Annotated in this window: 6 protein-coding genes; 1 reads left to right on the top strand and 5 read right to left on the bottom strand. The window is 71.3% G+C overall.

Annotated elements, in window-relative coordinates; all coding sequences use genetic code 11:
* Positions 1 to 35: 35 nt before the first annotated feature.
* From accC to VGR37_03140, 3 genes are all read right to left on the bottom strand, one after another.
* Positions 36 to 1,532 carry an acetyl-CoA carboxylase biotin carboxylase subunit gene (accC, locus tag VGR37_03150; protein ID HEV2146391.1) on the bottom strand — a complete coding sequence of 499 codons (1,497 nt, stop codon included), beginning with the start codon at positions 1,530 to 1,532 and terminating at the stop codon, positions 36 to 38.
* Between the two features lie 342 nt (positions 1,533 to 1,874).
* On the bottom strand, positions 1,875 to 2,597 hold the full coding sequence (locus tag VGR37_03145) for a DUF1801 domain-containing protein (protein HEV2146390.1): 723 nt from the start codon (positions 2,595 to 2,597) through the stop codon (positions 1,875 to 1,877).
* Between the two features lie 95 nt (positions 2,598 to 2,692).
* On the bottom strand, positions 2,693 to 4,237 hold the full coding sequence (locus VGR37_03140) for an acyl-CoA carboxylase subunit beta (GenBank protein HEV2146389.1): 1,545 nt from the start codon (positions 4,235 to 4,237) through the stop codon (positions 2,693 to 2,695).
* A 475-nt stretch (positions 4,238 to 4,712) separates the two neighbouring features.
* Between VGR37_03140 and VGR37_03135 the strand changes: the two genes are divergently transcribed.
* Entirely contained in the window at positions 4,713 to 4,910 is a 198-nt protein-coding gene (locus VGR37_03135; GenBank protein ID HEV2146388.1) for a hypothetical protein, read from the top strand.
* 96 nt (positions 4,911 to 5,006) lie between these two features.
* Here VGR37_03135 and VGR37_03130 read toward each other — a convergent pair whose 3' ends face one another.
* Together VGR37_03130 and aroA are read right to left on the bottom strand one after the other, a co-directional pair.
* Entirely contained in the window at positions 5,007 to 6,872 is a 1,866-nt protein-coding gene (locus VGR37_03130) for a 30S ribosomal protein S1 (GenBank protein ID HEV2146387.1), read from the bottom strand.
* Between the two features lie 135 nt (positions 6,873 to 7,007).
* Positions 7,008 to 9,014, bottom strand: coding sequence for a 3-phosphoshikimate 1-carboxyvinyltransferase (aroA, locus tag VGR37_03125; protein HEV2146386.1), 2,007 nt, complete (start codon positions 9,012 to 9,014; stop codon positions 7,008 to 7,010).
* Between the last annotated feature and the right edge of the window lie 253 nt (positions 9,015 to 9,267).

Below are 9,267 nucleotides of genomic sequence, written 5' to 3'. Positions count from 1 at the left end.
CCCTTCCCCCGTGCGCCCCTGCGCTCAGCCACCGGTCATCTCCAGCCGGCCCGTCCGCGCCAGCGGCTCCCGTGCGCGGCGGCGGCCGGCTGGGTCCGCTGCGCCGTGCGGCGGGCGCGGGTCTCCTCTTCCAGGAGCGCGGCGGCGAGCGCGGCGAGGCGGACCTTCTCCTCGTCCTGGGCCGGGTCCAGCAGCTCGGCCTCGTGCTTGTCCAGGTACCGAATGTCGAGGCGGCCGGCGCGGAAGTCCGGCTCGTCCATCACCCGCAGGTGGAAGGGGACGCTGGTGTCCACGCCCACCACCCGCAGCTCCGCGAGAGCGCGCTTCATCCGCTCGATCGCCTCTAGGCGCGTGGGGCCGTGGACGATCAGCTTCGCCAGCATGGGGTCGTAGAAGAGGCCGACCTCGTACCCCGTGCTGATCCCCCCGTCCCAGCGGACGCCGGGGCCGGTGGGGACGTCCAGCATCCGGATCCGTCCGGTGGAGGGGAGGAAGCCGTTGAACGGGTCGTCGGCGGTGATGCGGCACTCGATCGCGTGCCCCGTCCACCCGATGTCCTCCTGCCGGAAGGGGAGCGCCTCGCCCGCCGCGACGCGGATCTGCCACTGCACCAGGTCGATCCCGGTGACCAGCTCGGTGACCGGGTGTTCCACCTGGATGCGGGTGTTCATCTCCAGGAAGTAGAAGCGTCCGTCCTGGTAGAGGAACTCCACGGTGCCGGCGCCCTCGTAGCTCACCGCCTGCGCGGCGGCGACAGCGGTGGCGCCCATGGCGGCGCGCTCCTCCGGGGTGAGGACGGCGCTGGGGGCCTCCTCGATCAGCTTCTGGTGGCGCCGCTGGATGGAGCACTCCCGCTCGCCCAGGTGCAGCGTGTTGCCGTGGCGGTCGGCGAGGAGCTGGATCTCGATGTGGCGCGGCCCCTCCAGGTACTTCTCGATGTAGACGGAGCGGTCGCCGAAGGCAGACTGCGCCTCGTTCCCCGCCGCCTCGAAGGCGCGCTCGATCTCGTCCTCGCCCCGAACGACGCGCATCCCTTTCCCGCCCCCGCCCGCGGCGGCCTTGAGGAGCACCGGGTAGCCCACCTCGGCGGCGACCCGGCGCGCCTCGGCGGCGTCGGAGAGCGCGTCCTCGGTCCCGGGGACCACCGGCACGCCGGCGGCGATCACGCGCTTGCGGGCGGCGGTCTTGTCGCCCATGGCCTCCACCGACTCGGGCGAGGGGCCGATGAACACCAGCCCGGCGTCGCGGACGGCGCGGATGAAGTGGGCGCGCTCGGATAGGAAGCCGTAGCCGGGGTGGATGGCCTCGGCGCCGGACTTCTTCGCCACCTCGATGAGCGTCTCCACGCGGAGGTAGCTCTGCGCGCTCGGCGCCGGGCCGATCAGGTACGCCTCGTCCGCGGCGAGCACGTGCGGCGCGAGGCGGTCGGCCTCGGAGTACACGGCGACGGCCTGGACGCCCAGCTCGTGGGCGGCGCGGATCACGCGGAGGGCGATCTCGCCCCGGTTGGCTACGAGGATCTTCTTGAACACAGGGTCTCTTTCGCTTCGCTCACGATCATCGGTGTCCGCTCACTCCGCGAGCGGGTCCAGCAGCATCCTTAGTCCCGCCTGGGGAGCGGCCGGTCCTCGCGGACCATCCGCTGCCACCAGACGGGGTCCTTCACCTGGCGGTAGACCGTCCCCTCCGCCAACTCGTCCAGGACGGCAGCCATGCGCGCACCGTCGCTCCGGGCCGCGCCGAGCCCAGGCTGGTCCTGCACGATCACGTCCACCGGAAGCGGCTGGTCCGTCTCCGGCGCCTAGTCGATCCAGTCCAGCCGGTCGCCCCTCAGGATCGCCCTGTAGCTGTGCGACATCCCTGCCTCCGTTCGGTCAGCCCGCGCTTTCCAGTTCGGCCTTGAGGCGGCCGAGGCTCTCCTTCCATACCTCCTTCAGCCTCCCCGCCGCAGCCTCGTCCGCGATCTGGCGATGGTCCACGCTGACCTGGCTCTTCGCCTCGCCCTTGGCCGTGAAGCGCACGTCAAGCGGGGTTTCGTCCTCCCAGCGCGCCCGGAGCGACCTGTTCGGGGTGACGCCACGGATCGTCAGCTTCCCCTCACCGAGCCACCGGCCCCGCACGGCGTCGTCGGTCCAGGCCGCGAACAGCCGCTCCACGGGCACGTTCATCGTCTTGCTGCCGTAGGCGCGGTAGCCCTCCACCGGCAGGCCGGCCTTCGCCGCACGCTCCGCCGCAGGCAGACCGTGGGCCTCCACAGCCGCCTCCAGGAGACCGAAGAGCGCCGGGTTCTCCAGGTCGTCCACGGAGTTGATCTTCACGTGGCGGCCCGCCTTCCCGGTCCCCTGCAGCAGCCCCATCGGGTCCTCCAGATCCGCGCCGGCGAGCACGATGTTCACCCGCTCCTTCAGCGGCATGACCCCGAAGACCACGTCGCGCATCTTCGGGCCGGTGCCGAACTGGATGCTCTTCCAGCCGAGGTGCACCTTCTCGTGCGCATCCGGGAGCACACTGCGGACCAGGTGATAGGTGCGCTCGGTCAGCTCCCGCACCTCGGGAGAGTAGTTCTGGAGCAGGTCGTCAATCGTCGGCTCGGCCATCGTCTCGCGAAGGCGTCAGGTCGCTTCCATCCGTTGCGATCACCACTACCGCAAGCTCCATCCCTCCGCGCGCGGCAGCAAGCCGGCGGTCCTTCTTACAGCGGGATGTTCGCGTGCTTCTTGGGCGGGTTCGAGTCCCGCTTGTTGCGCAGCATGTCGAGCGCGCTGATGACCCGGGCGCGCGTCTCCCGCGGGTCGATCACGTCGTCCACGTAGCCGCGCCCGGCCGCCGCGTACGGGTTGGCGAAGCGGTCCGCGTACTCCTGCTGGCGGTTGGCGGCCGCCGTGGCCGGGTCCTCCGCCTGCGAGATCTCCCGCCGGTAGAGGATCTCCACCGCGCCCTTGGCGCCCATCACGGCGATCTCCGCCGTGGGCCAGGCGTAGTTGATGTCGCCGCGGATGTGCTTGGACGACATCACGTCGTACGCTCCGCCGTACGCCTTGCGGGTGATGATCGTGACCTTGGGGACCGTAGCCTCGCAGTAGGCGAAGAGCAGCTTCGCGCCGTGGCGGATGATCCCGCCGTGCTCCTGCGTCACCCCCGGGAGGAAGCCCGGGACGTCCTCGAAGGTGAGGAGCGGGACGTTGAAGCAGTCGCAGAAGCGGACGAAGCGCGCCGCCTTCACGGACGCGTCTATGTCCAGCACCCCCGCTAGAACCGCGGGCTGGTTGGCGACGATCCCCACCGAGTGCCCGCCCACGTGCGCGAACCCGCAGAGGATGTTCCCCGCGTAGTCCGCGTGCACCTCGTAGAAGTCGCCCTCGTCCACGACGCGCCGGATGACGTCGTGCATGTCGTACGGCTTGTTGGGGTTGTCGGGGACGATGTCCAGCAGCTCCTCGTCCGCCCGGTCGAAGGGGTCGTCCGTCGGGCGGAACGGCGGGTCGTCCGCGTTGTTCTGCGGGACGAACTCGAACAGCTTCCGGATCCCGTGCAGGCACTCCACCTCGGTTTTCACCGCGAAGTGCGCCACGCCGGACTTCGCCGCGTGGGTGGCCGCGCCGCCCAGCTCCTCCATGGTCACGTCCTCGTGCGTCACCGTCTTCACCACGTTGGGGCCGGTGACGAACATGTAGCTCGACCCCTGCACCATGTAGATGAAGTCGGTGATCGCCGGGCTGTAGACCGCGCCGCCCGCGCAGGGGCCCAGGATGGCCGAGATCTGCGGCACCACGCCGGACGCCAGGGTGTTGCGGAGGAAGATGTCCGCGTACCCGCCCAGCGACACCACCCCCTCCTGGATCCGCGCGCCGCCGGAGTCGTTCAGGCCGATCACGGGGGCGCCGTTCTTCAGCGCCAGGTCCATGATCTTGACGATCTTCTCCGCGTGCGCCTCGGAGAGCGAGCCGCCGAAGACGGTGAAGTCCTGCGAGAAGACGTAGACCAGGCGGCCGTGGATGGAGCCGTACCCCGTCACCACGCCGTCGCCCAGGTACTTCTCCTGGTCCAGCCCGAAGTCGGTGGCGCGGTGCACGACGAAGCGGTCCAGCTCCACGAACGAGCCCTCGTCCAGGAGCACGTCCAGGCGCTCGCGCGCGGTGAGCTTCCCCCGCTCGTGCTGGGCCGCGATCCGCTTCTCGCCCCCGCCCATCTCCGCCTGCCGGCGGAGCGCCTCAAGCTGCTCCAGCTTCTCCCGCATCGACATCGCGTGCCCGCCCGTGGTGTGCGTGTGAGGAGGTGTGCCGCTGCCGGGAACGGCAAAGGCCGGCAATCTAGCACGGGGCGGGCGTTCCCGCACCCCGAACCGGGGCGGCCGCTGTCTTCCCCGACCGGAGCAGGTCCCCGGGCCGGTGGTGACCCACGTCGGCGCACCCTCGTCCCTCCCCCGGGGGGCGTGCCGGGTGTCATGCACGGTGCACGCCCGTCGTCCTGTCGAATGGACACAAGTCGTTGGGGTAATTCTACTTACGTGAGACCCGGGACGTGGGGGAGGCGCATGGATGCTGGCTTTATTCCGCTCGATGCGCCTGCGGGAGCCGGCCGGGGGCGCGGAACGAGTCCTGCCATTCCATGGTGAACGAAGAGATCATCGCCGGGACGCCGACGCGGTTTCGTGTGGCACGTGAAGCCTGCTCGGCCCGGCGCACCCCGCACCACCCACTGCCGACTTTTGCATGTATCTGCCTGAATATCGGGACCAGGAGGAGCGCTTCCGGGAGCTGCAGGCCGAGCTCCAGGAGCTGAAGGAAAGGATCCTGGCGCGGGTGGAGATGGCCTGGCGGAACCCCTCGCAGGATGCAAGGGAGCGGGCAGGACGCCGTCCCCGGACGCGCTGGATGCGCCGCACCCCCGCCCGGCCGCCGCTGCGCTGAACGCCCGCCACCGTCGCACGGATATCAAAAGGGAGGGCCCGGAGCCAGTCGGCTCCGGGCCCTCCTTTTTCGGTCCGGCTGGACCGGCGCGGAGGCTTACGCCTCCTCGTCGACCTCCTCCTCCGCCGTCGCCTCGGGGGCGACGGCCTCCTCGGCCGCGGCCTCGGTGTCGGGGGTGGTGTCCTCGGCGGCCGGGATCACCGGCGCCTCACCCTCCTCGAACTTCGGCACGCGGGTCACCGCCAGGACGATGCGCCGGTTGGCGTGGTCGATCTCGGTGATGTACATCTCGAGCTCGTCGCCCTCCTTGAACACGTCGGCCGGGTTCTGCACCCCGGCGACGCCGATCTGCGACACGGGGACGAAGCCCTCCATGTCGTTCCCCAGGTCGACCGCCACGCCCTTGTCCTGCAGGCGGGTGATGTTCCCGGTGATCTCCTGGCCGACCGAGTAGTTGGCCGCCAGGTCGTCCCACGGGTCCTCCTGGGTCTGCTTGAGGCCAAGCGAGATCCGCTTGTTCTCCGCGTCCACGGCGAGGATCGCCACCTCGACGTCGTCGCCCTTGCGGACGACCTCGGACGGATGCTGGATCCGCTTGGTCCAGCTCATGTCGGAGATGTGCACCAGGCCGTCGATGCCGGGCTCGATCTCCACGAAGGCGCCGAAGGAGGTCAGGTTGCGGACCTTCCCCGAGAGGCGCGTCCCCACCGGGTACTTCAGCGGGAGCGCATGCCACGGATCCTCCTCGATCTGCTTCATGCCGAGGGAGATCTTCTCGCCCTCCGGATCCACCTTCAGGATCACGGCTTCGATCTCATCGCCCAGCGACACGATCTTGGAGGGGTGGCGGACGTTGCGGGTCCAGCTCATCTCGGAGATGTGCACCAGGCCCTCGACGCCCTTCTCCAGCTCCACGAAGGCGCCGTAGTTGGTGATGGAGACCACGCGGCCACGCACGCGGGCGCCCACCGGGTACTTCTTCTCGACGTCCTTCCAGGGGTACTCCTGGAGCTGCTTGAGGCCCAGCGACAGGCGCTCGCGCTCCCAGTCGATGTCCAGGACCTTGACGTCCAGCTCGGCTCCGATGCTCACCACCTCGCTCGGGTGCCCGACGCGGCCCCAACTCATGTCGGTGATGTGCAGCAGGCCGTCCATGCCGCCCAGGTCGATGAACGCACCGAAGTCGGTGATGTTCTTGACGACGCCGTGGCGGACCTGCCCGACCTCGAGCTCCTTCTTCAGCTTGTCGCGCTTGATCTCGCGGTCGGCCTCCAGGAGCACGCGGCGCGACACCACGATGTTGCGGCGGCGCTTGTTGAGCTTGATGATCTTGAAGTCGTACGTCTCGCCGATCAGGTCCTCGATGTTCGGGACCCGGCGCAGCGCGATCTGCGAGCCCGGCAGGAACGCGTCGACGCCCATGAGGTCGACGGTGACGCCGCCCTTGATCTTGCGGGTGAGCATCCCCTGCACGGGGCTCTCGCTCTCGTAGGCCTCCTTGATCTTCTCCCAGACGCGGAGGAAGTCGGCCTTCTTCTTGGACAGGACGACGACGCCGTCCTCATCCTCCAGGTTCTCCAGGAAGACCTCGACCTCGTCGCCGATCTGGAGCCCCTCGGGATCCTTGAACTCGTCGCGGGCGACGGAGCCCTCGCTCTTGAAGCCGAGGTCGAGGATCACGGCCTTCTCGGTGACGCGGAGCACCTTCGCCTTGACGATCTCACCCTCCTCGATGTTCGAGAGGGTGTCCTCGTACATGGCGAGCAGCTCCTCGTACTCCTCGGAGGTGTACTCGTCCTCGTCGAAGAGGTCGGCCCGGATGTTGACGGCGCGCGCGCGCTCGGCCAGCTGGCGGTTCGTCAGCTCGCTGCCGGCGCCCTTCTCGGCCACGGCGGTGCCGCCGCCGGAGAAGTCCTCGTCGGTCTCGTTGCCGAGCTGGTCCGCGGGGGTGTTTTCGAACATGTAACGGGATGCTCCTCACGTCTTTGTCGGGCCGGCGGGCCTGCCGGCGCGGCGCGCGACAAAAGGCTGGGGGTGAAAGGATGCCCGGGACGATCCCGGCGAAGCAAGAAAAGTTAGCCCTGACGCCGTAAACGGTCAACCCCCGGCCCGCTCCCGGGCGAGCCGCACGATGGCGTCCACCTGCTCGGCGAAGTCCAGCCGCGTGGTGTCCAGCAGCACGGCGTCCGGGGCCTGCACCAGCGGCGCCACGGCGCGGCCGGAGTCCGTGGCGTCGCGCCCGGCCAGCCGCTCCGCCTCGGCGCGGACGGCGCCCTCCGATAGGTCGGCGACGCCCTGCTCCAGGAGCCGCCGCCGCGCGCGCTCCTCGGTCGCGCAGACCAGGAACACCTTGAGCTCTGCGCCCGGGAAGACCACGGTCCCGATGTCGCGCCCGTCGGCCACCAGCCCGCCGCGCGCGCCGGCCTCCCGCAGCGCGCCCATGAGCCACTCGCGCACGGCCGGGACGGCGGCCATCGGGGAGACGTGCGCGTTCACCTCGGGGGAGCGGATCGCCTCGGAGACGTCCTCGCCGCGCACCGTCATCCGGTACCCGCGCCCGGTGGGGACGCCCGCCACGTCCAGGGCGTCCAGCTCCGCCGCGGAGAGCGAGGGCCACCGCTCCGGCGGGATCCCGGCGCGGAGCGCGGCCAGGGTGATGGCGCGGTAGAACGCGCCGGAGTCCAGGTGCCGGTACCCCAGCGCGGCGGCGGCGGCCTTCGCGGTGGAGCTCTTCCCGGAGCCGGCGGGGCCGTCGATGGCGACGACGATCCCGTCGGGGCGGCGCGGGGCGGCCCCCTCCGCGCGCGCGGCGCTCCCGGCGAGCGCGTCCAGCACGCCCCAGTAGCCGGGGAAGCTCACGTCGGCGCACGCCGGGTCGTCCACGCGGATGCGGTTCCCCGGGAGCGCGGCCAGGATGCCGAAGGCCATGGCGACGCGGTGGTCCCCGGCGGTGCGGACCTCCCCTTCCAGCGGCCGGTCGCTCCCCCGCACCACCAGCCCGTCCGGGAGCTCCTCGGCGTCCACGCCCAGGGCGCGCAGGTTCTCCACCAGCACGGCGATGCGGTCGCTCTCCTTGATGCGCAGCTCGGACGCGCCGGTGATGCGCGTCTCCCCTTCGGCGCGGGCGGCCAGGACGGCGAGCACCGGGACCTCATCGATCATGGCGGGGATCTCGGCGCTCCCCACGTCGGTCCCCTGCAGGCGGGCGGGGCGGACCACCAGGTCCGCGACGGGCTCGCCGCCCTCCTCGCGCTCGCGGTGCAGCTCCACGAAGCCGCCCATCCGCGCCAGGACGCGGAAGACGCCGGTCCGGGTGGGGTTCACGCACACGTCGGCGATGCACAGCTCCCCCTCGTCGGCGAGGAGGGCGAGGGCGGCCAGGAAGGCGGCGGAGGAGGGATCTCCGGGGACGCGCAGGTCGAGCGGGGGGAGCGGCTCCCCCCGCGCCGGGAGGGCGGCGCACCAGCCGCCCTGCATGGGGGAGGTGGTTACCTCCACCCCGAGCCCGCGGAGCATCCGCTCGGTGTGGTCGCGGGACAGGAGCGGCTCGTGCACGGAGACCTCCACCCCGGCGGAAAGGCCGGCGAGGAGGACCGCGCTCTTCACCTGGGCGCTGGCGCGGGGAGAGAAGTGCTCGATGGTGGAGAGCCCGCCTCCGCAGACCTCCACGGGGAGGAGCCCCTCGCCCTCGCCCCGCTCCCGGAAGCGGGCGCCCATACGGGCGAGCGGATCGGTGATCCGGCGCATGGGGCGGCGGCGCAGGGAGCCGTCACCGGTGAGCGTCGCGCAGAACGGGCGGCCGGCGAGGAGCCCCATCGTGAGCCGCGCGGTGGTGCCGCTGTTGCCGCAGTCCAGCGGCGCCGCGGGCGCGCGCCAGCCGTCCAGCCCGCGGCCCTGGACGCGCACCTCCCCGCCGTCCCGCGGGAGCTCCGGGACCTCGCACCCCAGCGCCCGCAGCACCGCCGCGGTGCTGCGGCAGTCCTCGCCGGGGAGGAGCCCGCGCAGACGGCTCCCGCCCCGGGCTGCGGCGGCCAGGAGCAGGGCCCGGTGGGTGATCGACTTGTCCCCCGGTACGGTGACTTCGCCGGAAACGCGGAGCTTCATGGGGCGTGCCGGAACGGGTCTCGGGTGGCGCAGGAGGCGGCAATAGTACGCGGGCGCGGCGAGCGCCCGCAACCCGCTACGGCGGAGCCCCTCCGTCCTCCAGGGGAGCCGCCGCGGCCGGGACCGCGCGCACCGTGCCGGAGTGGACCGGGACGGTCCTGCCGTCCGCGCGGCGCACCCGCAGCGCCCCCCCGGCCGAGATCCCCAGCGCGGTTCCTTCCAGCGGCTCCGCGCCGTCCGCCGTGACCCGAAC

The sequence above is a fragment of the Longimicrobiaceae bacterium genome (assembly GCA_035936415.1).
In the GTDB taxonomy this organism is placed as follows: Bacteria; Gemmatimonadota; Gemmatimonadetes; order Longimicrobiales; family Longimicrobiaceae; genus JAFAYN01.
Note: the sequence above shows the minus strand (reverse complement) of the source record. Positions and strands in the feature narration are given on the sequence as shown.

Excerpts from the sequence above, each read along its gene's own strand:
- VGR37_03135 (HEV2146388.1), top strand. The coding sequence starts at position 4,713 with ATGTATCTGCCTGAATATCGGGACCAGGAGGAGCGCTTCCGGGAGCTG.
- VGR37_03145 (HEV2146390.1), bottom strand. The coding sequence starts at position 2,597 with ATGGCCGAGCCGACGATTGACGACCTGCTCCAGAACTACTCTCCCGAG.
- aroA (HEV2146386.1), bottom strand. The coding sequence starts at position 9,014 with ATGAAGCTCCGCGTTTCCGGCGAAGTCACCGTACCGGGGGACAAGTCG.
- VGR37_03130 (HEV2146387.1), bottom strand. The coding sequence starts at position 6,872 with ATGTTCGAAAACACCCCCGCGGACCAGCTCGGCAACGAGACCGACGAG.
- VGR37_03140 (HEV2146389.1), bottom strand. The coding sequence starts at position 4,237 with ATGCGGGAGAAGCTGGAGCAGCTTGAGGCGCTCCGCCGGCAGGCGGAG.